Source organism: Caloramator sp. Dgby_cultured_2, from assembly GCF_028872215.1.
Lineage (GTDB): Bacteria > Bacillota > Clostridia > Clostridiales > Caloramatoraceae > Caloramator > Caloramator australicus.
In genome coordinates, this window is record NZ_CP118396.1 from 2,543,966 (window position 1) to 2,569,576 (window position 25,611).

Sequence of the window (25,611 nt, forward strand, 5' to 3'; positions counted from 1 at the left end):
AAATAAATTAGAAGGAAATTACAACAAAAAGTGTATATAACTTCGGATATAAAGGAAGCCCTGCAAAATGCAGACGTTGTTATAACCGTATCAAGTTCTAAAGATGCCATTATCGAGGCAGAATATTTAAAAAAGGGAGCAATAGTTTGCGATGTTGCAAGGCCAAGGGATGTTTCAAAGGATGTAGCAAAGAAAAGGCAGGATGTATTAATAATAGAGGGTGGAGTTGTTGAAATCCCTGGAGATGTAAACTTTAATTTTAACTTTGGTTTTCCACCTAAAACAGGATATGCCTGCATGGCTGAAACCATGCTTCTTGCTTTAGAAGGCAGGATTGAAAACTATTCCTTAGGAAGGGATTTGAGCCTTGAAAGGGTTAAAGAGATACATAATCTTGCTAAAAAACATGGATTTAAACTTGCTGGATTTAGAAGTTTTGAAAGGCCTGTTACAAAGGAAGACATCGAAAGGGTAAAAAGATTAGCCTTTTCAAAGTATAAGCCCTGCATTATACAGGGCTTACTTTTTAAAAACATTTCACCGATTTTATAAACATCTCCGGCACCCATTGTTATTAAGAGGTCTCCTTCTTTTAGTTCGCCTTCTAAATAGCTTAATATTTCATCAAAATCCTTGATGTATATAGAGTCAACGCCGTGCTTAACAACTGCATCCGAGAGCATTTTAGAATTTACAAGTCCGGTATCCTTTTCCCTTGCGGCATATATATCGGTAAGAATAAGTTTGTCAACTCCTAAAAAGGCAGTTGAAAATTCATCGAATAGAGTATATGTTCTTGTATATGTGTGGGGCTGAAATACGCAATATATTCTTTTATGAGGATAGTTTTTAGCAGCTTTAATTGTAGCCTTTATTTCGGCAGGATGATGGGCATAGTCGTCTATCACAACTACTCCATTCTTTTCACCTTTTTCTCAAACCTTCTGTGGGTTCCCTTAAATTCTAAAAGGCTATTTTTAATTGTTTCAACATCAATTCCTAAAAAGTGCCCACAGGCGATAGTAGCTAGAGCGTTTAATACGTTATGTTCACCAGGAATAGACAACTTAAAATCGCCATATGGTTTATCGTTTAGATTAACTTTAAAGGAGGCGCATCCCTTTTCGTCATACTTTATATCTATTGCCTTAAAATCTCCCCTGTTTATCCCGTAGGTTAATTTATTGCATTCTAAGTCTTTAAAAATTTCTATGACGTTTTCATCTTCAGCATATCCAACAACAAGACCATCCTTAGGAATAAGTTTACCAAATTTTAAAAAGGCCTCTTTTATATGATTGATATCCTTATAATAATCTAAATGGTCTGCATCTATGTTTAAAATTACACCAATAAAAGGATAGAATTTTAAAAAGCTTTCTTTATATTCACAGGCTTCTGTAACAAAGTATGGACTTTTACCTACCCTAACATTTCCACCTAATATATCAACCTCTCCACCTATCATTAAAGTAGGATCAAGATTAGCCCTAAATAGCATCAATGAAACTAAAGAGGTTGTTGTGGTTTTACCATGAGTTCCAGCAATTGCCACACCTTTTTGTATCTTTTCATTATTTGTCCCAAAAATTCGGCTCTATCGTAAATGATCAAGTTCCTACTTCTTGCCTCCATAAGTTCAGGATTATCATCCTTTACAGCTGCAGTATAAACGACAATATCTGCATCTTCAATATTTTTAGTATCGTGTCCAATAAATATTTTTGCACCCATTGCTTGTAACTTATCAGTAAGGTGGGATTTAGCCCTATCAGAACCAGAAACCTTGTAGCCGTATTCTAAAAGTATTTCAGCAAGGGCACTCATGCTTATTCCACCAATTCCAATAAAATGAACTTTTTATCAAAATCCCTTTCAAGATCAAACATCCTATCACTCCTAAACAAAATTTACATAACATTATTTTATATTTTAAATTATAATATATCAATAAAATATTGGTAATCGTTGAAAATCAGACTCGTTTTTTTACAATTAGATTAGATAGTTTAGAATTTGCCATTATAAAATATGTATAAAAATAAAAAATTATGATAAAAATATTTAAGTGAATAGGATGTGGGAAAAATGGAAAGACTAAACAGGAAGGAAAGGGTAGCGGCTATACTTAAAATATTATCAGACAATCCTAACAAAGTAATAAGTTTAAGTTTTTTTCAAGAAAACTTTAATATGGCTCGATCAACTTTAAGTGAAGATGTTACTATACTTAAAAAAGTTGTTGAGGATATTGGAGTTGGAAGCGTTGAAACTGTGGCTGGGCCAACAGGTGGAGTAAGGTTTGTGCCTTCTTTAAGGGAAGAGGATAAACAAAGCTTTTTAAAAGAGCTTTGTGAAAGTTTAAAGAATAAAGACAGAATTATGCCTGGGGTTTTTTATATACGAACGATTTAATTTTTTCTCCGGATATTACAAATAAATTAGGCATTATTTTTGCAAGTTACTTTAGGGATAAAGAACCCGATTATGTTCTTACGTAGAAACCAAGGGTATTCCAATAGCCATGATGACTGCAAGATACTTGAATGTTCCTTTAGTTATAGTAAGAAGAGAAAACAAGGGGGCAGAAGGCCCTACTGTAAGCATAAATTATGTTTCAGGTTCAAAAAGGCAAATTCAAACCATGAGCCTTCCTAAAAGGGCAGTAAAAAGGGAAGCAAAGTAGTATTCATAGACGATTTTATGAGGGCCGGGGGACAGCAAAGGGAATAATAAAATTAATGGAGGAGTTTGAGTCTAAAGTTGTCGGAGTTGGAGTATTTATAGAGGCTAAGACTGAAAAGAAGTTAGTTCAAGATTACATATCTCTACTTATATTGAATAATGTCGATGAAGAAAGGGAAATAATTGATGTAAAACTTAAAAACAATTAATTCTCCAATTTAACTTGGAGAATTAATATAAAAATTTTTCGAAATATTCACAATTTTAAGCAGGAATTTGAAAAAAATGAAGAATATATTAATTAAGCAACATGGAAGGTGGTGAATTTTATGCAAATTACCGATGTTAGAGTAAGAAAGGTTATGAACGAAGGGAAAATGAAGGCTATTGTATCAGTTACCTTCGACAACGAATTTGTGGTTCATGACATCAAAGTAATAGATGGACAAAATGGATTATTCATAGCAATGCCATCGAGAAAAACACCAGATGGTGAGTTTAAGGACATTGCTCATCCAATAAACACACAAACAAGAGAAAAGCTTCAAGCAGCCATCCTTGCAGAATATGAAAAGGTAAAGAACATGCCAGAAGAAAATGAATAATCATAAAAGGAAGTGAAATACTTCCTTTTTATTTTTGTTAATTTAATTGCAATAATTTTGTTAATACAATATAATATATAGGGTAGAAAAATATCGAATTGAGGTGCAGAATATGAATAAGTGTTATGGTATTATATTAGCCGCTGGCGAAGGAAAAAGGATGAAATCCAATCTTCCTAAAGTTTTACATAAGGTTTGCGGCAAATCCATGATAGAGCATGTTATTCATGCACTTGATTCTGTTGTCGAAGACTTTACTATTGTTGTTGGACATGGTGCCGATAAGGTTAAAGGATACCTTGGTGATAGATTTAGTTATTCATATCAGGATAAGCAACTTGGGACAGGTCATGCGGTAATGTGTGCAAGTGAATTTTTAAAAGGTAAAAAAGGGACAGTAATTATTCTTGCAGGAGACACTCCACTTATTACATCTAAAACCATATCAGAGGTTTTCCAGTATCATATTGAAAAGGGATATTCTGCGGCTGTTATAACAGGTGTTGTTGATAATCCAAAGGGGTATGGAAGGATTGTAAGGGATTTTGAAGGTAACCTTGAAAGAATAGTTGAAGATAAAGATGCAAATGAATTTGAAAGGCAGATTAAAGAAGTAAATTCCGGGGCATACTGTTTTGATATAGAATTCCTTTTAGATTCCCTTAAGAGATTGAATAATAACAACGCACAGGGCGAATATTATCTAACAGATGTAATAGAGATATTAAAGTCAGATGGCAAAAAGTTGGTGCCTATGTAACTGATTTTGAAGAATTTACAGGTGTTAATTCAAGGGCGCAGCTTTATGAGGCAAGCGTTATAATGAGAAAAAGGATTATAAATAAATTCATGGATGAAGGAGTAACCTTTATAGATCCAAATAATACTTATGTAGATTCGGATGTTCAAATAGGAAAGGATACAATAATTTATCCAGGAACAATACTCGAAGGGAAAACAATAATCGGTGAAAACTGTATAATAGGACCGAACACAAGGCTTGTGGATGTTGAGGTTGAGGATGATGTAATGATTCAAAACTCAGTTGTTTTAGAAAGTAAAATAATGCAAGGGGCTAATGTTGGACCATTTGCTTATATAAGACCTGAAAGCGTCATTGGCAGAGATGTAAAAATTGGAGATTTTGTTGAAATTAAAAAATCAACAATTGGAGATGGAACAAAGGTTTCACATCTTACTTATATTGGTGATGCTGAGGTTGGAAGGGGATGCAATTTTGGATGTGGAACTGTTGTTGTAAACTATGATGGAACAAAGAAACATAAAACAATAGTTAAAGATAAGGCCTTTATAGGCTGTAATACAAATCTTGTTGCTCCAGTTACAGTTGGGGAGGGTGCTTATATTGCCGCAGGTTCTACAATAACTCAAGACGTTCCTGATGGAGCACTTGCAATTGCAAGGGAAAAGCAGGTTAATAAAGAAGGATGGGTGCAAAAAGAGGAATTTGGAAAAAATAGCTTAGGAGGAGTTAAAGATGTTTGGACATGGTAAGCACATCAAAATATTTACAGGAAATGCTCATCCAGAGCTTGCGAAGGAAATAGCTGATATCGTAGGCGTTCCGATGGGAAATGCTGTTGTTGGAAGATTCAGCGATGGCGAAATTTCTGTAGATATCAATGAAACTGTCAGAGGTGCAGATGTTTTTGTTGTTCAATCCACATGTGCACCTGTTAATGACAATTTAATGGAACTTCTTATAATGATTGATGCCCTCAAGAGAGCTTCTGCAGGTCGGATTACAGCTGTTATACCATATTATGGTTATGCAAGACAGGACAGAAAAGCAAAGGCAAGGGATCCAATTACAGCGAAACTTGTTGCAGACATTTTAACAGCTGCTGGGGCTAATAGGGTCCTAACAATGGACCTTCATGCTGCACAGATTCAGGGATATTTTAATATTCCGGTTGATCACCTTCTTGGAGTTCCAATCCTTGCAAAATACTATCAAGAAAAGAATTTTAATGAAGATGAAGTGGTAGTTGTTTCACCTGACCTTGGTAGCGTTACAAGGGCAAGAAAATTTGCAGATAGGCTTCACGCACCAATTGCTATAATTGATAAAAGAAGACCAAAGGCAAATGTTTCAGAAATAATGAATGTCATCGGAGATGTTAAGGACAAATATGTTATTTTAGTAGATGATATGATAGACACTGCAGGAACTATTACTAATGCAGCAAATGCCCTAAAGGATATGGGGGCAAAGGAAGTATTTGCATGCTGCACCCATGCGGTATTATCTGGACCAGCTGTTGAAAGAATTGAAAAATCAGCAATTAAAGAACTTGTAGTATTAAACACAATTCCTCTTCCACCAGAAAAACATCTTGATAAGATAAAAGTTTTATCTGTTGCACCTATTTTTGCAGAGGCAATAAAGAGAATATATGAAGACCTTTCCGTAAGCAGAATATTTGAGTGATAGGCCGGTTTAATCCGGCTTATTTTTTAGTTACTTCTTTAATATTTTAGTGTAAAGAATTATAATTTATAGTAAATATTAGTTTTATTGGGGGATTTGATGAAGAGGGTTTTGATTGTGGAGGATCACGAGGAAATCAGGGGATTTATAAAAATAAATTTAAAAAGAGAAGGATATGATGTCCTTGAAGCGGAGGATGGGGAAAAGGCGCTGGATATATTAAAAAGAATGATGGTATTGATATAGCTATTGTAGATTTAATGCTTCCTAAGCTAGATGGATTTTATGTTTGCAATAAGATTAGAGAAAAGGATCCTTTTATAGGAATTATTATACTTACGGCAAGATCTCAAGAGGCTGATAAGATAGCTGGATTTTCAAAGGGTGCTGATGATTATGTTGTAAAGCCCTTTAGCCCAAGAGAATTAGTTGCAAGAGTTGAGTCACTTTTTAGAAGGGTTTCTATGATTAGAAGAAATAACAATGAAATTTTTATGTATCCTTTTAAAGTTGATTTTAACTCAAGAAAATTTTTTAAAGAAGACAAAGAAATTGAACTTACCCATATTGAATTTGAACTTTTAAAATTATTCATTAATAATCCTAATAGAGCTTTTAAAAGGGATGAAATTTTAAACATAATATGGGGCGAAGACTATATTGGAAGTTATAAGATAGTTGATGTTAATATAAGTAGGCTAAGGCAGAAGATAGAAGATGACCCTACATGCCCTAAATACATTAAGTCTATAAGAGGATATGGATATAGGTGGGAAATTAAGTAATAGGGGGCTAAAGAAGGTGAAATCTTTAATCAAAAGGATTGTTTTATTATTTTTGTGTTTATTTTTCAATCTTGTAATTTCCATGAAGAAAATATTATTGTAAAGCCTATGATTCCTAAAGAATACGAAATGGCAATTGGTAAAATAAAATATTTTGTTGCTCCTAACTCAAAATTAACTTCTCCAATAGATGGGGAGAACAAAAACTCCATTTATTTGTTAGATTTTGATGGAGATAAAAATAGTGATATAGTTTATTTCATAAAAACTTCGGATTTGTTTTCACCTTTAAAAATAGGGCTTATCAAAAGTTCTAGTTTTATTAATGCAGTTAGTTATGGATTTGTTGGAGACGAAATTCATAAATTTTATTATTCAGACTTAGATAAAGATAAAAAGGTGGAGTTTATTATAGGGAACTATAAAAATAATTCGAAGGAAGTTTTTATATTAAAGGAAATAGAAGGAATATTAAGAGTGGTATTTAAGTCGGAGTATGAGGATTTTGCTATTAATGATATAGATGGGGATGGGACAGATGAGATATTGCTAATAAGAAAAGACGAATTTCCCTTTTAAATATATTAAAGGCTGAGGGTGAAAAATTTAACTCTTTATATGTAGTTCCTTTAGACAAAGGAACAAAACACTATAAAAATATAACCTATTGTAAATTAAATAAGAGCCAAAATGGAATAGTTATAGATAGTTTAATAGGAGAAGAATTAGCACTAACTCAAATATTAGTTTTAGATAAAAAAAGATAAAAAATTTGTTTTTAAACTCCCAAAATCATATATGTGAAAATGGAATAAAGGCTTATTATATAAAATCACAGGATATTGATGGAGATGGATTTATTGAAGTTGCGATGCCAGAGATTAATAACAGTTTCCAGAATAAAAATATTTGGATTAACAACTGGTATAAGATAGATGAAAAGGGAAATTTAATCTACTCCTGTTCTACCTATGGTGATGATAGTTATTATTTTCTTATTCCTAAAAAATACAAAATAACTTTATAATTAAATATAATCAGAAGGACTATGAAAGTGTATCCTTTTATTTAAAGGATTCAAATAAATATCTTTTTTCTTTATATAGGATTAAGGAAGGAAATACAATAGATTTGGCGGATAAAATTAAAATATTGGATTATCTGAATTACAGAGTATACATAAATTATGATAAAAAGATTTTTAATCCGGATGAAATAGAAAAAATATATTCATAAATAAGGAATGATTTAACATGACGGGGATTAAGAAAAGGTGGGTTAAGGATTACATTATAGGGATTATAGTTATTTTAATAGTTTTCAATCTATCCTTTGCCCTTATCATAAGAAACTATTATTATTCAAGCTTACGACAGCTTTTGATAAATAAAGTTAATACATCTACGGAGTTTTTCAATAGATATTTCACAGATAAAGAAAAAATAACTTTTCTTCTTAAAAATTATGTTGAAGATTATTCCTTTGATGAGGATTTTATTATTCAAGTTTGGGATACTAAAGGGAAAGTGCTATTTTGTTCTAGCGGATTAAATTACGCTGAAAATCTTCAATCAGATTATATTCTTGCTCTTCAAGATAAGGTTCATTCTTCTATATACATAAACAATATAACAATGGAAAAATTAATAGCAGCATCAGCTCCTATAAAGGTGGATGGTTCCATAGTTGGAGTTTTGAGAATAATAACATCCTTAAGGGAAGTGGATTCTAGAATAAAATATTATATAACCTTTGTTATTTTTATTAGCTTTGTTTTAGTGATATTTCTATTTATTTTGAGCTTAACCTTTAGTAAAAGCATAATAGAACCTATAAAGGATATCAACGAAGTTGCAAAAAAATGGCAAGGGGTAATTTCGATGTAAAAATAACCACAAAATACAACGATGAGATTGGAGAGCTGGCAGAAACTTTAAATTATATGGCAAACGAGATTAAAAGGATGCAGAATTTAAAAAGTGAATTTATATCATCGGTATCTCATGAACTAGGAACGCCTTTAACTTCTATTAAGGGATGGAGTGAAACTATTTTGACAAGTGATTTTAATGACTTAGAAGAGGTAAAACAAGGGTTAAAGATTATTACAAAGGAAGTAGATAGGCTTTCAGACATGGTTGAGGATCTTCTTGATTTTTCAAAACTTGAAGGGGAAAGATTAAATTAAGCCTTGAAAACTTTAGTTTAAATCAAGAAATTCATGATATTTGTAATCTGTATAAAGGGAAGGCTAACAATAAAGGTTTAAAAATAACTGAAGAATTGGATGAAAATGATATTATTTTGGCTGATAAATTTAGAATAAGACAAGTAATAATAAACCTTATTGATAATGCTGTAAAATTTTCAAAGCAAGACGGGTCAATCTTAATAAGAACTATAAGGGAAAAGCATGCAGTAAAGATAATTGTGGAAGATGATGGTATAGGAATACCAATTGAAAAGATAGATAAAGTAAAAGAAAAGTTCTATAAAATCGATATAAAAAAGGAAGGAAGCGGACTTGGGCTTGCAATATGCGACGAGATAATCAGACTCCATAAAGGTGATATTGTTATAGAAAGCAATGAAGGATTAGGAACCAAAGTAACAATATATTTGCCACAATCTGAGGTAAGTTAATAAAACTTACCTCATTTTTGCAATATAACAAATTACTTATTTCCTTTTTGTAAAATTCTAAATTGTTACCATATTGTTACCAAAAATATATATATTTTTAATAAAATTTATATTAAGAAGAACAATTTAAATTTTAGGGGGATAAGATGAAAAAAATCTTAAGTGTTTTTTAGGGATTTTGATTATGGTTGGGACATTTTCATCATGTTCAAAGCCTTCTTCAAATCAAGGAAGTTCTGACAACAAGTCTTTAAACAAGAGTCAAATTGAGATAATTCAAGCTACCAATCCAGAAAAACTTCCACAGGTTGCAAGGGATAGAAAGGATACTTTAATAGTTGGAACTACTGCACCAAATGGAACCTTTAATCCAATTTATTCAGGCAGTTTATACGATTCATGGGTATGTTCTTTGATTTTCGATGGACTTATTAGCAATGACGCTGAGGGTAATCCAATTCCAAATGTTGCGGAAAAATGGGATATATCTGAAGATGGTAAAACATATACCTTCTATATAAAAAAGGAATTAAATTCCATGATGGAAAGGAACTTACAGCTGAAGACGTTGCCTTCACCTTCACAGCTATCTGCGATCCTAATTATGATGGTCCAAGAACAGATGCTGTTATGTATTTAGAGGGATACGAGGAATACAATAAGGATAAAGAAAATAAAGTAAAGGAAGTTAAAGGAATAAAGGTTATCGATCCATATACAATACAATTTACTTTAACAGAGGCTCAAGCACCTGCTATTTGGAACTTTGGATATGGAATACTTCCAAAGCATTATTATGGTTTTGAAAAGGGAAATATTAAAAAGCTTAAAGACCTTTTCTTAAAACCAATGGGATCGGGAGCATATACACTTAAGAATTACAAACCAGGTGCAGAAGTAGTATTTGAAAAGAATCCAAACTATTGGAAGGGCGAGCCAAAGATTAAAACTATAGTTATGAAGGTTACAAACGCAAATACAGTAGTTCAAGAATTAACCTCTGGTAATGTAGATATAGATGCTGTAGGTAAGCCAGAAATGGTTGAACTTATAAAGCAGGCGGGATTTTTCAACATATATAGCTATCCTTCCAATTCCTATGGGTATATAGGATTAAATCTCAGGGATGAAAGATTTAAGGATAAGAGAGTAAGACAAGCACTAATGTATGGACTTGATAGAAAAGGGTTTATAAACGCTTATTACAAAGGAAACGGTCAGGTATGTAATGCACCGGTTTCACCAGTTTCTTGGGCATATACGGATGAAATAAACCAATACGAATATAATCCTGATCTTGCGAATAAACTCTTAGATGAGGCTGGCTGGGTAAAGAAGGAAGATGGGTTTAGATATAAAGATGGCAAAAATTTATAATTCATTGGATGACCTATACAGGAAGCAAATATGTAGAATCTTTAATACCTATTGTTAAAGATAATTGGGGAAAACTAGGAATAGAAGTTGTTCCAGAACTTATGGAATTTGGAACATTGGTTGAAAAGGTTTATGACAAAAGGGAATTTGAAATGTATAACATGGCTTGGTCCCTATCGATTGACCCAGATCCATCAGGAATATTCTCAAAGGCACAGGATGTTCCTGGAGGAAACAATTCTGTTGGCTGGGTAAACGAAGAATCTGAAAAACTTATGAAACAGGGTCTTACTGAATTTAATCAGGAAAAGAGAAAGGAAATTTATAAACAGTGGAATAAGCTTGCAAATGAAGAATTGCCATATCTTTTCTTGAGCTATAACAAGGATAATGTTGCTGTAAGTTGCAGGGTTAAGGGAGTAAATCCATCACCATATATAGATTGGACATATGATATTCAAAATGTTGAAATAGTTGATGTTAAATAAAAATTGCCCGGCAATCGCCGGGCAATATTTAGGAGGTAGGACGATGAGGCAGTATATTACCCGAAGATTACTTGAAATGATTCCTGTTCTTATAGGTATATCTATACTAATTTTTGTTATTTTTCAATTGGCACCTGGAGACGCGGTGTCAGCAATAGTTGATCCAAAGACATCAGCTGAAACTAAAGCAAAGCTAAGAGAACAGCTTCACTTAAATGAACCGATTCTTGTTCAGTATAAATATTGGGTAATGGATATCTTAAAGGGTCAATGGGGAGAATCCTTTTATTATAAGCAACCTGTTTCAAGGGTTATAAATTCCTTTATATGGAATTCTTTTTATCTTTCTTTAGCATCTTTTTTGCTAAGTGCAATTCTTTCTATTCCAATCGGTGTTTTATCAGCAACAAAACAATATTCAAAATTTGATTACATATTTACAATATTTGCCTTGATAGGTATTTCGATGCCCTCATTTTTCTTCGGGCTTTTACTTATAAAGTGGTTTGCAGTCGACCTAAAGTTATTTCCAGTTTCAGGAATGACTAATCCAGGAAGCACAGCAACGGGCTTTGCTTTATTTAAAGAAGTTATGCATCATATGGCACTACCACTAATAGTTTTAACCCTTGGAAGCCTCGCGGGACTTATGAGATATACAAGATCAAGCATGCTGGAGGTTATAAGGCAGGATTATATTAGAACAGCAAGGGCAAAGGGATTAAGGGAAAAGGTTGTCATATATAAACATGCCTTAAGGAATGCCCTTATTCCTGTTGTAACGATTTTCGGAATGAGTTTGCCAGGACTTTTTCAGGGGCTATTATTACGGAGCAAATATTTAATTGGCCTGGTATTGGGCCTATTGAACTTCAGGCAGTAAATACAAGGGATTATCCCCTTTTGATGGGTATAAATATGCTTCTTGCTCTGTTAACTTTACTTGGTAATCTAATTGCGGATGTTACTTATGCTTTAGTTGACCCAAGGATAAGGCTAAAATAGGGGGATTTATATGCAGGCTGTTCGAAGTGTAGAAGCAAAAATAAGAGAAGAGAAAATATTAGGACCTTGGCAGCTTGCTTGGATTAGATTAAAAGGAATAAGCTTGCAATGCTTGGACTTTATATTTTGATATTTATGGTGCTTCTTTCAGTTTTTGGACCAATGATATCACCATATAATATGGAAACATTAGATCTTAGCAATATTTCTGCACCTCCTTCTCTGTCCCATCCCTTAGGAACAGATGAGGTAGGAAGGGATGTTTTAACAAGAGTTATGTATGCCGGGAGAATATCTCTATCAGTAGGAATAGTAGCAGTTTTGATAAGTGTTTTAATAGGGAGTATAGTAGGTGCAATATCTGGTTATTATGGTGGAATTATTGATGCTGTTTTGATGAGAATAGTAGATATATTTATGTGTTTCCCGTTTTTGCCACTTCTTTTGATGGTGGCTGCTGTTATGTCGGATTATAAAATTCATCCTAATTATAGAATTTATGTCGTTATGTTTATTATAGGAATACTAAGTTGGCCTGGACTTAGTAGAATAATAAGAGGTCAGATACTTTCCCTTAGAGAGCAGGAATTTATCCAAGCTGCGGAAGCGTTGGGGTTAAGGGATAGAAGAAAAATATTTAGGCATCTTTTACCAAACACCTTTAGTTCGATTATCGTTTCAGCAACATTGGAGGTTGCCGGAGCCATTTTAACTGAATCGGCTTTGAGCTATCTTGGACTTGGAGTTACACCTCCAACTCCATCATGGGGCAATATGGTAAATGCAGTCACAGATGCTTATGTTTTTCAGTTTTATCCTTGGCGATGGGTTCCCCAGGAATATGTATTTTTATAACAGTTATGGCAATAAATTTATTAGGTGATGGTTTAAGGGATGCATTGGATCCCAAATTAAAACGCTAGGAGGGGGACAAAATGGACGAATTATTAATAATAAAAAATTTGAAAACATACTTTTATACCGATGAGGGGTTGTAAAGGCAGTTGACGATGTCAGTTTAAGGATAAATAGAGGACAGACTCTTTGCATAGTTGGCGAATCAGGCTGTGGGAAAAGTATAACTGCAATGTCAATATTAAGATTAATACCCGATCCACCTGGTAAAATAGAAGGCGGGGAGATAATATTTGAAGGTAAAGATCTCTTAAAGCTTTCAGATGATGAAGTAAGAGAAATTAGGGGAAATAAAATTTCTATGATATTTCAGGAGCCTATGACATCTTTAAATCCTGTTTTTACAATAGGTAATCAAATAATAGAAGCCATAATGCTTCATCAAAAACTAGATAAAAAGAAGCAACTAAAAAAGCGGTTGAGGCTCTAAAACTTGTAGGTATACCACGAGCAGAAGAAATAATAAATGCATATCCCCATGAACTTAGTGGTGGCATGAGACAAAGGGCTATGATTGCAATGGCTATGGTTTGTAATCCTACTCTTTTAATAGCAGATGAACCAACAACAGCCCTTGATGTAACGATTCAGGCCCAAATACTTGACTTGATGAGAAAATTAAAGGAGGAAACAAAAACAAGCATTATGCTTATAACCCATGACTTGGGTGTTGTGGCAGAAATGGCAGAATATGTAACAGTGATGTATGCAGGTAAAGTTGTTGAGGAGGCTGATGTTATTGAACTATTTAAAAACCCTAAACATCCTTATACATTGGGCTTATTAGAATCAAAGCCACAAATACACATTGATAAAGAGAAGCTATATTCTATTCCTGGGCAGGTTCCTAATCCCTTTAATTTACCTAAAGGATGTTATTTCTTCCCAAGGTGTGAAAAAGCGATGGAAATTTGTAAGGAAGTTATGCCAACGTTAAAGGAAGTTGGAAATGGACATAAGGTTGCCTGCCACCTTTATGGGGGTGATAGTAATGAATGAAGTTATACTAAGTGTTAAAAATTTAAAAAAGTATTTTCCAATAAGGTCCGGTGTTTTTCAAAAAGTTGTTGGGCATGTAAAGGCTGTTGATGACGTTTCTTTTGAGCTAAGAAAAGGTGAAACATTAGGTCTTGTTGGCGAATCGGGATGCGGAAAATCAACAACAGGAAGAACTATATTAAGGCTTATAGAAAAAACTGAAGGAGAAGTAATGTTTGAAGGCAAGGATATTTATAAGTTAAGTAGAGAAGAATTAAGAAAATTAAGACCAAATATGCAAATTATATTTCAAGATCCATATTCATCCTTAAATCCAAGGATGACAGTAGGAGAAATAGTAGGAGAAGCCTTAATTGAACATGGTATGGCAGATAAAAATACAGTAAAGTCAAAGGTTGAAGAGGTTTTAGAGATGTGCGGATTAAGCTCATATTATATAAAAAGATATCCCCATGAATTTTCAGGTGGGCAAAGACAAAGGATTGGAATTGCAAGGGCACTTGCACTAAATCCTAAATTTATAGTGTGTGACGAGCCGGTTTCGGCATTGGATGTTTCAATACAGCCTCAAATAGTTAATTTGCTATGTGAGCTTCAACAAAAGTTTAATTTTTCTTACCTTTTCATTTCTCATGATTTAAGTGTAGTAAAGCATATAAGTCATAGGGTTGGGGTTATGTATCTTGGTTCATTAGTAGAGCTTGCTGATAAAAAGAAATTTTTAAAAATCCAATTCATCCTTACACAAAGGCCCTTTTATCAGCAGTTCTAGTTCCTGATCCTACATTGAAAAGGGAAAGGATAATACTTGAAGGAGATATACCAAGCCCTGCAAATCCGCCAAAGGGATGTAAATTTCACACAAGGTGTCCATATAAGATGGACATTTGTAAAGAGGTAGCACCAGAATATAAGGATATAGGTAATAACCATTTTGTTGCATGTCATTTAGTTGGAAGGTGATTATATGGAAAAGGATAAGGAAGATTTAAAGCTTGAATGGAAGGATATTTTGGCCATAATGATTGCTCAGTTTGAAATATTAATGCCACTTGTTCTTATCTTTTGGTTTATACTTTGGGTAGTTTTAAAAATAATTACTATAACTTGGGTGAAATAACTAAGGCTGCCTAATGGCAGCCTTTTTATTATACTATTCCTTGAGCAAGCATTGCATCTGCAACCTTTACGAAACCAGCGATATTTGCTCCAACAACAAGGTTATCCTTATATCCATATTCTTCAGCCTTTTGGCTAGCATTCTTGTAGATATTTACCATTATGTTATGGAGTCTTTGATCTACTTCTTCAAATGTCCATGATAATCTTAAGCTGTTTTGTGACATTTCAAGGGCGGAAGTTGCAACTCCACCTGCATTTGCAGCCTTTGCTGGTGCAAATAATATGCCATTATTTAAGAATATTTCGGTAGCTTCAAGAGTTGATGGCATGTTTGCACCTTCACCAACAGCAATAACTCCATTGCTTACTAATGTCTTTGCTGCTTCTGCATCTATTTCGTTTTGAGTTGCACATGGAAGTGCTATATCGCATTTTACATTCCAAATATTCTTATGACCTTCATGATATTCAGCACTTGGATGGAATTTTATGTATTCTGAAATTCTCTTTCTTTCAACTTCTTTTATTTGCTTTATTGTATCAAGCTTAATTCCATCTTTGTCATATACATATCCGTTTGAGTCGCTCATTGCAACTACCTTAGCACCAAGTTGCATAGCCTTTTCAGCAGCATAGATAGCAACATTTCCTGAACCTGAAATTACAACAACTTTACCTTTGAAGGAATTTCCTTTAGCATTTAACATTTCTTCAACGAAGTAAACAAGACCATAACCTGTAGCTTCTTTTCTTACTAAACTTCCACCATATGTTAATCCTTTTCCAGTTAAAACACCAGCTTCATAAGCGCCTGTGATTTTTTATACATTCCATAGAGGTAACCTATTTCTCTTGCACCAACTCCTATATCACCTGCCGGAACGTCGATGTCTGGACCTACGTGTCTATATAATTCAGCCATAAAGCTTTGGCAGAATCTCATTATTTCTGCATCTGATTTTCCCTTAGGATCGAAGTCTGAACCGCCCTTTCCACCACCAATTGGAAGGCCAGTTAATGAGTTTTTAAATATTTGTTCGAAACCAAGGAATTTGATTATGCTTGCGTTAACTGATGGATGGAATCTAAGTCCTCCCTTATATGGTCCAATTGCGCTGTTGAATTGAATTCTAAATCCTCTGTTTACGTGAATCTTGCCATTATCATCAACCCATGGAACTCTAAACATAATTTGTCTTTCTGGTTCGACAATTCTTTCTACTATTCCAGCTTCGATATATTCAGGTCTTCTTTCGAGAACTGGAACAAGGGAGTCAAGAACTTCCTTAACTGCCTGATGGAATTCAGGTTCATTTGGATTTCTCTTTACCACTTGTTCAAATACTTGATTAACATGTTCTCTTGCGTTCATAAAATGCGCCTCCTATGTAAAAATTATCTATAAATATAATAGCACATGTTAAAAAAATTATAAATATTTTTTAAATAATCAATCATAGTGTAAAATTATTGTAGGACGAAAAAGACAAAAATTTAAAAGAGACAACCCCTGTGATAAAATAAAAGTGAAAAAACACACAAACCAATAAGGGGTGTCTCTTTTGAATAATATTATACAACAACATTTAATAAATTTCACTACTAAATTAATAAAAAATGTTGAAGAAACTATATCAAAAGAATGGGATCTAACAAAACTTGTTGATGTAGTTAAAAAAATGACTGATGAATTAGGAGCAAACATAATAAAGGACTTTTTAGAAGAATTAGATAAAACGATTAAAGAAGATGAAAAAAGGAAAAAGGGATGGGTAGTAGAAAGGAAAGACAAGAAAAAGATTGTAACAATGCTAGGCGAAATAGAATATGCAAGAACGTATTACAAATCTAAGAAGAATGGGGAATATAGATATTTACTTGATGAAATTATAGGGATAAGCAAACATGAGAAGGTAGATAAAGAAGTAAAGATAAAGCTGGTGGAGAACGCAATTAATATGTCCTATGAGGAGAGTAGTAAAATAACATGTCCGGAGAAACTAAGTAGACAGACAGTATTTAATGCAATAAGACAGGTAGGAGAAGTAGAAGTAAAAGGGAAGTAAAAGAAAAGAGGAAAGTAAGGGTGCTATACATAGAAGCAGATGAGGATCATGTGGCATTGCAGGATGGGAAGAAGGAGATGCCAAGGCTTGTATATATACATGAAGGAAGGCAAAGCAAAAATGGGAGAAACGAATTAAAGAATGTATATTACAAAGCATACGTTGGTGTAGAAGCTGAAGAAATATGGATAGATGTAGCGAATTATGTGTATGACAATTATGAAATAGAGAGCATAGAAAAGATATACATAGCAGGAGATGGAGCAAGATGGATAAAGGAAGGAATGGAATGGATTCCGAAAGCGAAATTTGTATTAGATAGATATCATTTGAACAAATACATAATAAGAGGGACAGCAAAGCGAGAAGAATATAGGCAAAAGATATGGGGAGCGATAAATGAAGGGGATAAGAAGGTTTTAAGGGAGATATTTAAGGAGTTAATAAATATAGCAGAAACTAAGACAGAAAAGGAGAGAGCAAAAGAAGCAAGGAGATATATATTAAATAACTGGGAAGGGATAGTAATATATAAAGAGGACGAGGATGTAATAGGATGCAGTGCAGAAGGGCATATAAGCCATGTATTATCAGCGAGATTAAGCAGTAGGCCATTAGGATGGAGTAAAGAGGGATTAAAGATAATGGCAAAGCTAAGGGTATTTAGCAGGAATGGAGGTAATTTAAGGGAAATAAGTATATACAAGGAAGATGTTGAAACATTTAGATTAAATAAAAAGAAGATAAAAGAAACAATTAAAAGAATAAATAATTCTTCACGAGAAGGAATAAATAATATAACAATATTAAACATTGGAAAAGTAACACCGATGTATAAGATATTAAAATCAATTAAATATGAAAATATAATTTAAAGTTTAAAAGTTTACGAAAGTCTTGATTTTAAACATTTTAGGGGGTTGTCTATAAAAAATTAACCTACAATATCTTGACACTATCATAATCAATTAAAATTTTGTTCAAAAATGGCATATTGTATTAAAATTAAAATAATGAGAAAATAAATTAAGGAGGTTGATATAATGGAAAATAGAATTCTAATTGTTGATGATGATGTCAATATTTGCGATCTTTTGGAGATATATCTTGAAAAGGAAGGGTATAAAGTTTATAAAGCTAACTCAGGAGTTGATGCTCTTAAGATTTTTAGGGAAAGGCAACTTGATTTAATAGTTTTAGACGTTATGATGCCAGGCCTTGATGGTTATGAAACATTAAAGGAAATTAGAAAAACTTCTGCTATTCCTGTTGTTATGCTTACAGCAAAAGGAGAAACCTTTGACAGAGTTTTAGGGTTAGAGCTTGGTGCAGATGATTATATTGTAAAGCCATTTGAACCTAAGGAACTTGTTGCAAGAATTAGAGCGGTATTAAGAAGATATAAACCTCAAGTTCAGAAAAAATCCCTTGAATATAAGGATTTAATAATTGATGCAGATTCATTTATTGTTATATATAAGGGTCAGGAGATGGAGTTTCCTCCAAAAGAGTTTGAACTTTTATATTTCCTTGCGTCAAACCCCAACAAAGTTTTTACAAGGGACCAGCTTCTATATGAAGTTTGGGGGTATGATTATCCGGGAGATTCAAGAACAGTTGATGTCCATATAAAGAGAATAAGAGAAAAGCTTCCAGAGCATGATGAATGGCAGATTAAAACTGTTTGGGGCGTTGGATATAAATTTGAGGTGAAGTCATAATGAAAAAAGTTTATTTGCAAAGCTAATAATCACTTATTTTGTAATTTTAGCTATATCCTTTAGTTTGGTTGCTATTTTTCTTTCGCAATGGTTTTATAATTATTCAGTTAATCAAAAAGCTGCAACATTACTAAAACAAGGAACCGTATTAAAGGATATTGTTTCAGACTATTTTGATAGAAAAATCAGCAAGAAAAAGCTAAAGGATGAGCTTTTATTAATAGACAGACTTGTAAATGCAAGAATATGGGTGGTTGATAAATATGGGTATATCTATGCTTATACTGAACCAACGATAGACTATGAAAAACAGCTAACCTTTACAGAATTCCAAGATGTTATTTCTGGGAAAATTGTAATAAAAAAGGATAGCTTTAAAGGTATATTTAAAAAGCCAATGCTAACGTGGGCATTCCAGTTTATGTAGATGATAATGTTTTGAGTGCAATTTTTTGCATACCTCACTTGATGAAATAAGATTTGCCCTTAAAAAGGTATATATTGTTATATGGATGTCGGCTTTTTGCAACTGTCATCTCTCTTTTCATTATTTTCTATATTTCCGAAAAAATATTGATAAGGCCTCTAAGCAAGATAAATGATACTGCAAAGGCTATATCAAAGGGAGAATTCGACAAAAGAGTTGACATAGACTCAGAAGACGAGATAGGAAAACTTGCAAATTCTTTTAACTATATGGCTGATACATTGAAGAATTTAGAAAACATGAGAAGAAATTTTATTGCAGATGTATCACATGAACTAAGGTCACCGATGACATCCATTAACGGATTTATCTCTGGTATGCTTGATGGAACTATCCCAATGGAAAAATGGACAAAATATCTGGAGATAGTCCATGACGAGATAAAAAGATTAATTAGACTTATTAATGATCTTTTAGATCTTGCAAGCTTAGAATCAGGAGAATTTTCATTAAAAATAGGGATATTTGATATAAATGAGCTTATAAGGCAAAGAATTATTAAATTCGAAGATAAAATAAACAAAAAGAAAATAAATGTAAATGTTTATTTAATTGAAAAAGAATGATGGTTAAAGGGGATAGGGATAGGATCGACCAGGTGTTGACAAATATAATAGATAACGCCATTAAGTTTGTCCATGAGGGTGGCAATATTGAAATCTGAACAGAAATAAAGGAGGATAGACTTTTAGTGAGTATCTTTAATGATGGCCCCCCAATTCCTAAAGAAGATATAAAGTATATTTGGGATAGATTCCACAAGGGCGATAAGTCAAGGACAAAGGGCGGAGGAACAGGGCTTGGACTTTCTATAGCAAGGCAGATTATAAATAAACATAACCAAACAATTTGGGTTGAGTCAGGTGAAAAGGGAACAAAATTTACATTTACATTAGAAATTTCATAATTTTTATTTATTTCAAATCTTATTCATACTTTCTTAAAAATTGGAAGATAGAATATAAAGTGAGGAGGTGTAATTATGGAGTTTAATGAAAATAACTGGGGAGTGGAGTAAAATTCGTGGAAGAAAGAAGACCTAAAAGGTTTTTAAGGGCTGTTGGCATTATACTTTTAGTATTTTTTCTGCTTCTTTAGGAGGAATACTAGGCGGATATTATGTTAAAAAGAATTATGAATCGAATTCTTCAGGAATTACACTGCCTAATTTAACTCAACAAACAACATCCGCGCTACCTAAAAATTCTATAAATAAAGTTGCAGAATTAGTTGGACCTGCTATAGTTGGAGTTAATAATAATGTAGATACATTGTTTTGGGGAAAGCAAAAGCAAGGCTCCGGTTCTGGAATTATATTTGACAAAAACGGTTATATCGTTACTAATTATCACGTAATTGAAGGGGCAACCGATGTTACTGTAACTTTATCTGGAGGCAAAAACTTCCTGCAAGGATTATAGGATCAGATTATGAAACAGACATCGCAGTATTAAAAGTTAATGCCACTAATCTTCCTGTTGCTAAATTTGGTGATTCATCAAGCGTTAGGGTTGGAGATATAGCCATTGCAATAGGTAATCCACTTGGAGAGGAATTTGCAGGAAGTGTTACGATGGGAGTTATAAGTGCTATAAATAGGGAAATTACAGTTGAGGATAGAAAATATAAAGTTATTCAGACAGATGCTTCTATAAATCAAGGCAATAGTGGCGGTGCCCTTTGCAATGAAAATGGAGAAGTTATAGGTATTAATACATTAAAAATAACATCAGCTGAAGGTATGGGTTTTGCAATACCTATAAATGAGGCTAAAAAATAATCGAAGAATTGATGAAACATGGCTATGTTTCAAGGCCATATATAGGAATCGCAGGCACGTTTATTGACGAAGAACAGGCAAAAGAATATGGAGTTCCTGTAGGTGTTGGTGTTCAGGAGGTTGTAAGGGGAAGCGGTGCTGACCTTGCTGGAATAAGACCTGGAGATATAATCGTAGAATTCGATGGTAAAAAGTTAACTAAATTTGAAGATCTACAGGAGGCAAAGGAAAAACGTAAGGTTGGGGACATAGTAAAGGCTAAAGTATGGAGGGATGGAAGATATTTTGATGTTAGAATAAAACTAACAGAACAAATTAGATAGGCTGCATATGCAGCCATGTTTTTTTGAATAATTTATGGTAATATTTTTAATGGAAATATAAATGGCGAGGGAGTGAGAGGATGTATCTTGTAGTTGGACTAGGAAATCCAGGAAGGGATTACGAAAAAACAAGGCATAATGTTGGTTTTGAGGTTATTGATAGATTGGCTGAAAAATTAGGAGTAAGTGTTAACAAAATAAAGTTCAAAGGTTTATTCGGGGAAGGAATTTTTGATAATAAGAAGGTATTACTGTTAAAACCCTCAACCTTCATGAATTTAAGTGGAGAGAGCTTAATAGAGGCTGTTGAGTTTTATAAAATTAATGTTGAAAATATTATTGTCGTTTATGACGATGTTGATATAGATGTTGGAAGGTTAAGAATTAGGCCTAGCGGAAGTGATGGTGGCCATAATGGAATGAAAAACATCATATATCATCTGCAGGATAATAAGTTTCCAAGGGTAAGAATTGGAATAGGTAAACCCAAATTTGATATGGTATCCCACGTTCTTGGAAAATTTTCAAAGGAGGAAGAAGTTTTAATAGAAAAAGTAGTTGATGCTGCTTCTGATGCTGTCTTGGAAATAATAAAAAATGGTATTCAAAGTGCCATGAATAAGTATAACTCCTTCGATGCAGGCAAAAATAAAGCTTAAGGGGGTGAAGTTTTGAAATATAAGGGGTTATTGGAGGTATTATTAAAAAATAGAGAATTTAATGAAATCCTAAAGGCTATAGAAAATAAAAATACCCCATGTCAAGCCCACGGCCTTTCGGAATCTCAAAAGGCCTTGGTTTGTTATTGTCTTTTTGAAGTTAAATAGGCAAATGCTTATTTTATCTTACAATGATATAGAAGCTAAAAAATCTACGATGATATTAAAAATTTTGCAGACCAATGCTATTATTTTCCTTCTAAAGAACTCGTCCTTAATATAGACGTTACATCCTTCGAGATAAAATCAGAAAGATTAAAGATTTTAAAAAAGATTTTAAATGGGGAGAAAGTAATTGTTGTATCTACTATTGACTCTATTATGTCTTTAATGCCACCTAAGGATGTTTTAAAAAACAGTTTTTGAAGATAAATGAAGGTTTGAATATTGAGGTTTTAGACTTGGTTTCTAAATTATATGAATTGGGTTATGAAAGAGTTGATATAGTTGAAGGGAAGGGACAGCTTGCCCAAAGGGGAGGAATAGTTGACATTTTCCCAATTGATAAAGAGGAGCCGATAAGAATTGAATTTTTGATGATGAAATCGATACGATAAGGACTTTTGATGTCCTAAGCCAAAGGAGTATTCAAAGGATAAGTGAAATTATAATAAATCCGGCAAGGGAAATTCTACTTGATGATGCTGCCTTGAAAAGAGGATATGAATTAATAAAAGAGGATTTAGAAGCAAAACTTAAAAGTTTTTCAAAAAGAAAAAGGATGAAGCTAATTTACTAAAACAAAGATACGAAGAAATTTTAGAAAAGCTTTCTAATTTAAAATATTTTGAAGGAATAGATAGTTTTTGCCTTATTTTTACACATATAATTCAAACCTACTAGATTATTTTGATGATCCTATAGTCATATTAGATGAATCCTCAAGGATTTCACAAAGAATTTTTCTGCTTATGAAGATTTTCAAGAGATGTATAAAACTATGCTTGAAAATGGGAATGCTCTATCAAGACAGGGAGAATTTTTATTCATCCTGAAATCATACTTGCCAACTTAAAAGGAAAACAATTGGTTTCTTTTAACATGCTTCCTAGGATTGTAGAGGATTTTAAACCTAAGGCTATAGCAAACTTTAATGCCATTGGACTAAATTCCTATGCCGGCAATTTAGAATATCTTATTGAAGAACTAAGATTAAAATCAAATAGAGGATACAAAATATTAATATTTACTCCCACAGAAGCTAAAGGACTAAGGCTTAAAAATTCATTAAAGGAAGAAGGTTTTAATTCTGTTTATAAGGAAGATATAGATGAGCTTATTGAAAATGTTATAACAATAACAACAGGAAGCATATCAAAGGGGATGGACTTTCCTGATATCAAACTTTTGATTGTTTCTGATACGGAAATACATCCAAGCAAAAACAAGTAAAGAAAAAACAAAGGAATCAAGGTCAAAGAAGATTGATGTATTTACTGATCTTAAGGTTGGAGACTATGTTGTTCATGAAATACATGGAATAGGAATATTCAAAGGAATAAATGAGCTTGTTATTGAAGGTATAAAAGGGATTATTTAGTAATTCAATATCAGGGTAATGATACATTGTATGTTCCTGTAGAGCAATTGGACATTATTCAAAAATATATAGGTGCAGATGATAATCCTCCTAAAGTTAATAAGCTTGGAAGTTCAGATTGGATAAAAACCAAAAACAAAGTAAAGGCTTCCCTAAAGGAGATGGCGGAGGACCTTATAAAGCTTTATGCCGAAAGAAGCAAAATTCAAGGACATGCTTTTTCACCCGATACTCCATGGCAAAGACAGTTTGAAGACGAATTTCCATATCAGGAAACAGAAGATCAACTCAGGGCAATAGAAGAGATAAAAGGGATATGGAAAGTCCAAAGCCTATGGATAGGCTTCTCTGTGGGGATGTAGGCTATGGTAAAACCGAAGTTGCTATGAGGGCAGCATTTAAAGCAGTGATGGATGGCAAGCAGGTTGCTGTATTGGTTCCTACGACTATACTTGCAGAGCAGCATTACAACACTTTTCTTCAAAGATTTAAAGGTTATCCGATCAACATAGATATGATTAGCAGATTTAGAAATCGGCAGGAACAGAAAAGAACCCTAAAGGAACTTGCAAATGGTAACGTAGATATTATTATTGGGACACATAAACTTTTAAACAAAGAAGTAAAATTTAAAGACTTAGGACTATTAATTATTGATGAGGAACAAAGATTTGGAGTTAGCCATAAGGAAAAGATAAAAGCCTTAAAAAGAATATAGATGTTTTAACATTAACTGCAACGCCGATTCCAAGGACCTTGCATATGTCCTTAATTGGTGTTAGAGATATGAGCATAATAGAAACCCCTCCTGAGGATAGATATCCTGTGCAGACCTATGTTTTAGAATATAATGAAGCGATAGTTAGAGAGGCAATTTTAAGGGAAATTTCAAGAGGTGGTCAGGTATTTTTGTTTACAATAGAGTGGAAACTATTATTGATATGCAAAGGGAGATATCAAAGCTGGTTCCTGAGGCAAGGATAATAATAGCCCATGGACAAATGAACGAAGAAGAACTCGAAGATGCAATAATAAGTTTTATTAATGGTGATGCTGAGATTTTATTATGCACAACGATAATTGAAACAGGAATTGATATGCCTAATGTTAACACATTAATAGTCTATGATGCAGACCGAATGGGACTTTCTCAGCTGTATCAGTTAAGAGGGCGAGTTGGAAGATCTAACAGGATCGCATATGCATACTTTACCTATAAAAGGATAAAGTTCTTTCTGAGGCTGCAGAAAAAGGCTTAAGGCTATCAAAGAATTTACTGAGTTTGGTTCAGGATTTAAAATTGCCATGAGGGACCTTGAAATTAGAGGTGCCGGAAGTCTTTTGGCACAAAACAGCATGGCCATTTGGCAGCTGTTGGGTATGACATGTATTGTAAACTCCTTGATGAAGCTGTAAGGGAACTTAAAGGGAGGTAAAGGAAGAGGAGATAGAAACGCAGATAGAACTTCAGATAAATGCCTTTATTCCTTCGGAATATATAGAAGATGAAAAATTAAAAATCGAGGTATATAAAAAGATAGCTTCCATTTTTGATTATGAAAGCAAGATGGATATAATTGATGAGCTTATAGATAGATTTGGTGATGTTCCAAAGAACGTAGAAAACTTAATTCAAGTTGCCTATATTAAGGCTTTGGCTAGGAAATTAAAGATAACAAATGTAAAGCAAATCGATAAAGATGTATTCTTGCACTTTAAAAATGCGGATGTCTTAAGTTTAGAACTTCTAAAGGAATTAAATATGAAGTATAATAATATCATTAGTTTTGGAAGCATCAAAGAGCCAATTTTAAAAATAAAAATCAATAAAAATAGTGAACTTTTACAGGTTCTGACCAACATTATGGAAGATTTTTGCAGTTTGCAATAAATTACAAA

At 33.2% G+C, this 25,611-nt stretch carries 29 protein-coding genes and 10 pseudogenes; 37 read left to right on the plus strand and 2 right to left on the minus strand.

Going from position 1 to position 25,611, the window contains the following annotated elements; translation table 11 throughout:
- Positions 1 to 30 precede the first annotated feature (30 nt).
- Positions 31 to 552 carry a hypothetical protein gene (locus PWK10_RS19120; RefSeq protein WP_342455573.1) on the plus strand — a complete coding sequence of 174 codons (522 nt, stop codon included), beginning with the start codon at positions 31 to 33 and terminating at the stop codon, positions 550 to 552.
- On the opposite strand, the pseudogene murC reads toward PWK10_RS19120, so the two are convergent.
- Positions 528 to 1,827: pseudogene (murC, locus tag PWK10_RS17815) on the minus strand (UDP-N-acetylmuramate--L-alanine ligase); the annotation flags it as partial. The gene PWK10_RS19120 and the pseudogene murC sit on opposite strands and share 25 nt — an antisense overlap.
- 261 nt (positions 1,828 to 2,088) lie before the next feature.
- Between murC and purR the strand changes: the two are divergent.
- From purR to PWK10_RS17905, 19 genes and pseudogenes are all read left to right on the plus strand, one after another.
- Positions 2,089 to 2,894, plus strand: a pseudogene (purR, locus tag PWK10_RS20225) (pur operon repressor).
- 120 nt (positions 2,895 to 3,014) lie between these two features.
- The gene (gene spoVG, locus PWK10_RS17825) at positions 3,015 to 3,290 is read left to right on the plus strand and encodes a septation regulator SpoVG (RefSeq protein WP_008908002.1); all 276 of its coding nucleotides are present in this window, start codon (positions 3,015 to 3,017) and stop codon (positions 3,288 to 3,290) included.
- Between the two features lie 112 nt (positions 3,291 to 3,402).
- A pseudogene (gene glmU, locus PWK10_RS17830) lies at positions 3,403 to 4,805 on the plus strand (bifunctional UDP-N-acetylglucosamine diphosphorylase/glucosamine-1-phosphate N-acetyltransferase GlmU).
- Entirely contained in the window at positions 4,789 to 5,742 is a 954-nt protein-coding gene (locus tag PWK10_RS17835; RefSeq protein WP_008908000.1) for a ribose-phosphate diphosphokinase, read from the plus strand. Before glmU ends, PWK10_RS17835 begins: the two are co-directional and overlap by 17 nt.
- Before the next feature lie 99 nt (positions 5,743 to 5,841).
- Positions 5,842 to 5,988: a response regulator gene (locus PWK10_RS19140; RefSeq protein ID WP_342455577.1), complete on the plus strand. Its 147-nt coding sequence runs from the start codon at positions 5,842 to 5,844 to the stop codon at positions 5,986 to 5,988.
- Between the two features lie 14 nt (positions 5,989 to 6,002).
- Entirely contained in the window at positions 6,003 to 6,527 is a 525-nt protein-coding gene (locus tag PWK10_RS17840; RefSeq protein ID WP_342455578.1) for a response regulator transcription factor, read from the plus strand.
- Positions 6,528 to 6,581: 54 nt separating this feature from the next.
- A complete protein-coding gene (locus PWK10_RS17845; RefSeq protein WP_274766952.1) occupies positions 6,582 to 7,106 on the plus strand; it encodes a hypothetical protein in 525 nt (174 codons plus the stop codon).
- Between the two features lie 193 nt (positions 7,107 to 7,299).
- Positions 7,300 to 7,554, plus strand: a complete 255-nt coding sequence (locus PWK10_RS17850; RefSeq protein WP_274766953.1) for a hypothetical protein — start codon at positions 7,300 to 7,302, stop codon at positions 7,552 to 7,554.
- A gap of 226 nt (positions 7,555 to 7,780) precedes the next feature.
- Entirely contained in the window at positions 7,781 to 8,413 is a 633-nt protein-coding gene (locus PWK10_RS17855; RefSeq protein WP_274766954.1) for a hypothetical protein, read from the plus strand.
- Positions 8,389 to 8,715: a HAMP domain-containing protein gene (locus PWK10_RS17860; protein WP_274766955.1), complete on the plus strand. Its 327-nt coding sequence runs from the start codon at positions 8,389 to 8,391 to the stop codon at positions 8,713 to 8,715. Before PWK10_RS17855 ends, PWK10_RS17860 begins: the two co-directional genes overlap by 25 nt.
- Before the next feature lie 95 nt (positions 8,716 to 8,810).
- A complete protein-coding gene (locus PWK10_RS17865) occupies positions 8,811 to 9,170 on the plus strand; it encodes a sensor histidine kinase (protein WP_274766956.1) in 360 nt (119 codons plus the stop codon).
- A 184-nt stretch (positions 9,171 to 9,354) separates the two neighbouring features.
- Positions 9,355 to 9,810, plus strand: a complete 456-nt coding sequence (locus tag PWK10_RS17870) for a hypothetical protein (protein WP_274766957.1) — start codon at positions 9,355 to 9,357, stop codon at positions 9,808 to 9,810.
- Complete coding sequence (locus PWK10_RS17875) at positions 9,699 to 10,547, plus strand: ABC transporter substrate-binding protein (protein ID WP_274768368.1); 849 nt, start codon at positions 9,699 to 9,701, stop codon at positions 10,545 to 10,547. Before PWK10_RS17870 ends, PWK10_RS17875 begins: the two co-directional genes overlap by 112 nt.
- 8 nt (positions 10,548 to 10,555) lie before the next feature.
- The gene (locus PWK10_RS17880) at positions 10,556 to 11,035 is read left to right on the plus strand and encodes a hypothetical protein (protein WP_274766958.1); all 480 of its coding nucleotides are present in this window, start codon (positions 10,556 to 10,558) and stop codon (positions 11,033 to 11,035) included.
- A 76-nt stretch (positions 11,036 to 11,111) separates the two neighbouring features.
- A pseudogene (locus tag PWK10_RS17885) lies at positions 11,112 to 12,040 on the plus strand (ABC transporter permease).
- A gap of 108 nt (positions 12,041 to 12,148) precedes the next feature.
- Positions 12,149 to 12,895 carry an ABC transporter permease gene (locus tag PWK10_RS17890; RefSeq protein ID WP_274766959.1) on the plus strand — a complete coding sequence of 249 codons (747 nt, stop codon included), beginning with the start codon at positions 12,149 to 12,151 and terminating at the stop codon, positions 12,893 to 12,895.
- An 80-nt stretch (positions 12,896 to 12,975) separates the two neighbouring features.
- Positions 12,976 to 13,954, plus strand: a pseudogene (locus PWK10_RS17895) (ABC transporter ATP-binding protein).
- Positions 13,947 to 14,917 (plus strand): annotated as a pseudogene (locus PWK10_RS17900) (ABC transporter ATP-binding protein). Before PWK10_RS17895 ends, PWK10_RS17900 begins: the two co-directional pseudogenes overlap by 8 nt.
- 4 nt (positions 14,918 to 14,921) lie before the next feature.
- Positions 14,922 to 15,074 (plus strand): hypothetical protein, encoded by a 153-nt coding sequence (locus tag PWK10_RS17905; protein WP_274766960.1) that lies wholly within the window; start codon positions 14,922 to 14,924, stop codon positions 15,072 to 15,074.
- 28 nt (positions 15,075 to 15,102) lie between these two features.
- Here the strand turns inward: PWK10_RS17905 and gdhA are convergent.
- Positions 15,103 to 16,448: pseudogene (gene gdhA, locus PWK10_RS17910) on the minus strand (NADP-specific glutamate dehydrogenase).
- A gap of 181 nt (positions 16,449 to 16,629) precedes the next feature.
- Here gdhA and PWK10_RS17915 point away from each other — a divergent pair.
- The 17 genes and pseudogenes from PWK10_RS17915 to PWK10_RS19175 all read left to right on the plus strand — a co-directional run bounded on the left by PWK10_RS17915 (position 16,630) and on the right by PWK10_RS19175 (position 25,603).
- Positions 16,630 to 18,017 (plus strand): annotated as a pseudogene (locus PWK10_RS17915) (ISLre2 family transposase).
- A 168-nt stretch (positions 18,018 to 18,185) separates the two neighbouring features.
- Positions 18,186 to 18,863: a response regulator transcription factor gene (locus PWK10_RS17920; RefSeq protein WP_274766961.1), complete on the plus strand. Its 678-nt coding sequence runs from the start codon at positions 18,186 to 18,188 to the stop codon at positions 18,861 to 18,863.
- A 64-nt stretch (positions 18,864 to 18,927) separates the two neighbouring features.
- Positions 18,928 to 19,290 (plus strand): hypothetical protein, encoded by a 363-nt coding sequence (locus PWK10_RS17925; protein WP_274766962.1) that lies wholly within the window; start codon positions 18,928 to 18,930, stop codon positions 19,288 to 19,290.
- Between the two features lie 146 nt (positions 19,291 to 19,436).
- On the plus strand, positions 19,437 to 19,916 hold the full coding sequence (locus tag PWK10_RS17930; RefSeq protein WP_274766963.1) for a HAMP domain-containing sensor histidine kinase: 480 nt from the start codon (positions 19,437 to 19,439) through the stop codon (positions 19,914 to 19,916).
- 125 nt (positions 19,917 to 20,041) lie between these two features.
- Entirely contained in the window at positions 20,042 to 20,257 is a 216-nt protein-coding gene (locus PWK10_RS17935) for an ATP-binding protein (protein WP_446715270.1), read from the plus strand.
- A 534-nt stretch (positions 20,258 to 20,791) separates the two neighbouring features.
- On the plus strand, positions 20,792 to 21,130 hold the full coding sequence (locus tag PWK10_RS17940) for a S1C family serine protease (RefSeq protein ID WP_274768370.1): 339 nt from the start codon (positions 20,792 to 20,794) through the stop codon (positions 21,128 to 21,130).
- 11 nt (positions 21,131 to 21,141) lie between these two features.
- On the plus strand, positions 21,142 to 21,453 hold the full coding sequence (locus tag PWK10_RS17945) for a S1C family serine protease (protein ID WP_274766964.1): 312 nt from the start codon (positions 21,142 to 21,144) through the stop codon (positions 21,451 to 21,453).
- Between the two features lie 80 nt (positions 21,454 to 21,533).
- The gene (gene pth, locus PWK10_RS17950) at positions 21,534 to 22,112 is read left to right on the plus strand and encodes an aminoacyl-tRNA hydrolase (protein ID WP_274766965.1); all 579 of its coding nucleotides are present in this window, start codon (positions 21,534 to 21,536) and stop codon (positions 22,110 to 22,112) included.
- A gap of 12 nt (positions 22,113 to 22,124) precedes the next feature.
- Positions 22,125 to 22,280, plus strand: a complete 156-nt coding sequence (locus PWK10_RS17955; protein WP_274766966.1) for a hypothetical protein — start codon at positions 22,125 to 22,127, stop codon at positions 22,278 to 22,280.
- A gap of 314 nt (positions 22,281 to 22,594) precedes the next feature.
- Positions 22,595 to 22,740 (plus strand): annotated as a pseudogene (locus tag PWK10_RS17960) (hypothetical protein); the annotation flags it as partial.
- 458 nt (positions 22,741 to 23,198) lie between these two features.
- On the plus strand, positions 23,199 to 23,564 hold the full coding sequence (locus PWK10_RS19145; RefSeq protein ID WP_342455579.1) for a hypothetical protein: 366 nt from the start codon (positions 23,199 to 23,201) through the stop codon (positions 23,562 to 23,564).
- Positions 23,524 to 23,723 (plus strand): annotated as a pseudogene (locus tag PWK10_RS19150) (CarD family transcriptional regulator); the annotation flags it as partial. The gene PWK10_RS19145 and the pseudogene PWK10_RS19150, both read left to right, overlap by 41 nt.
- Positions 23,724 to 23,738: 15 nt before the next feature.
- Positions 23,739 to 24,074: a hypothetical protein gene (locus PWK10_RS19155; protein ID WP_342455837.1), complete on the plus strand. Its 336-nt coding sequence runs from the start codon at positions 23,739 to 23,741 to the stop codon at positions 24,072 to 24,074.
- Entirely contained in the window at positions 24,029 to 24,430 is a 402-nt protein-coding gene (locus PWK10_RS19160) for a DEAD/DEAH box helicase (protein ID WP_342455580.1), read from the plus strand. The genes PWK10_RS19155 and PWK10_RS19160 overlap by 46 nt, the downstream gene beginning before the upstream one ends.
- A gap of 68 nt (positions 24,431 to 24,498) precedes the next feature.
- On the plus strand, positions 24,499 to 24,696 hold the full coding sequence (locus tag PWK10_RS19165; RefSeq protein ID WP_342455581.1) for a hypothetical protein: 198 nt from the start codon (positions 24,499 to 24,501) through the stop codon (positions 24,694 to 24,696).
- Positions 24,654 to 24,971, plus strand: a complete 318-nt coding sequence (locus PWK10_RS19170; RefSeq protein ID WP_342455582.1) for a helicase-related protein — start codon at positions 24,654 to 24,656, stop codon at positions 24,969 to 24,971. The genes PWK10_RS19165 and PWK10_RS19170 overlap by 43 nt, the downstream gene beginning before the upstream one ends.
- 260 nt (positions 24,972 to 25,231) lie before the next feature.
- The gene (locus tag PWK10_RS19175) at positions 25,232 to 25,603 is read left to right on the plus strand and encodes a TRCF domain-containing protein (RefSeq protein ID WP_342455834.1); all 372 of its coding nucleotides are present in this window, start codon (positions 25,232 to 25,234) and stop codon (positions 25,601 to 25,603) included.
- Positions 25,604 to 25,611: the final 8 nt, after the last annotated feature.

Bases quoted from the DNA above. Each gene is read 5' to 3' on its own strand.
- PWK10_RS19140 (WP_342455577.1), top strand. From the start codon at position 5,842: ATGAAGAGGGTTTTGATTGTGGAGGATCACGAGGAAATCAGGGGATTT.
- PWK10_RS17880 (WP_274766958.1), top strand. From the start codon at position 10,556: ATGACCTATACAGGAAGCAAATATGTAGAATCTTTAATACCTATTGTT.
- PWK10_RS17855 (WP_274766954.1), top strand. From the start codon at position 7,781: ATGACGGGGATTAAGAAAAGGTGGGTTAAGGATTACATTATAGGGATT.
- PWK10_RS17905 (WP_274766960.1), top strand. From the start codon at position 14,922: ATGGAAAAGGATAAGGAAGATTTAAAGCTTGAATGGAAGGATATTTTG.
- PWK10_RS17860 (WP_274766955.1), top strand. From the start codon at position 8,389: ATGGCAAGGGGTAATTTCGATGTAAAAATAACCACAAAATACAACGAT.
- PWK10_RS17870 (WP_274766957.1), top strand. From the start codon at position 9,355: ATGGTTGGGACATTTTCATCATGTTCAAAGCCTTCTTCAAATCAAGGA.
- PWK10_RS17920 (WP_274766961.1), top strand. From the start codon at position 18,186: ATGGAAAATAGAATTCTAATTGTTGATGATGATGTCAATATTTGCGAT.
- PWK10_RS17890 (WP_274766959.1), top strand. From the start codon at position 12,149: ATGCTTGGACTTTATATTTTGATATTTATGGTGCTTCTTTCAGTTTTT.
- pth (WP_274766965.1), top strand. From the start codon at position 21,534: ATGTATCTTGTAGTTGGACTAGGAAATCCAGGAAGGGATTACGAAAAA.
- PWK10_RS17945 (WP_274766964.1), top strand. From the start codon at position 21,142: ATGAAACATGGCTATGTTTCAAGGCCATATATAGGAATCGCAGGCACG.
- PWK10_RS19160 (WP_342455580.1), top strand. From the start codon at position 24,029: ATGGAAAGTCCAAAGCCTATGGATAGGCTTCTCTGTGGGGATGTAGGC.
- PWK10_RS17835 (WP_008908000.1), top strand. From the start codon at position 4,789: ATGTTTGGACATGGTAAGCACATCAAAATATTTACAGGAAATGCTCAT.
- spoVG (WP_008908002.1), top strand. From the start codon at position 3,015: ATGCAAATTACCGATGTTAGAGTAAGAAAGGTTATGAACGAAGGGAAA.
- PWK10_RS17840 (WP_342455578.1), top strand. From the start codon at position 6,003: ATGCTTCCTAAGCTAGATGGATTTTATGTTTGCAATAAGATTAGAGAA.
- PWK10_RS19170 (WP_342455582.1), top strand. From the start codon at position 24,654: ATGCAAAGGGAGATATCAAAGCTGGTTCCTGAGGCAAGGATAATAATA.
- PWK10_RS19165 (WP_342455581.1), top strand. From the start codon at position 24,499: ATGAGCATAATAGAAACCCCTCCTGAGGATAGATATCCTGTGCAGACC.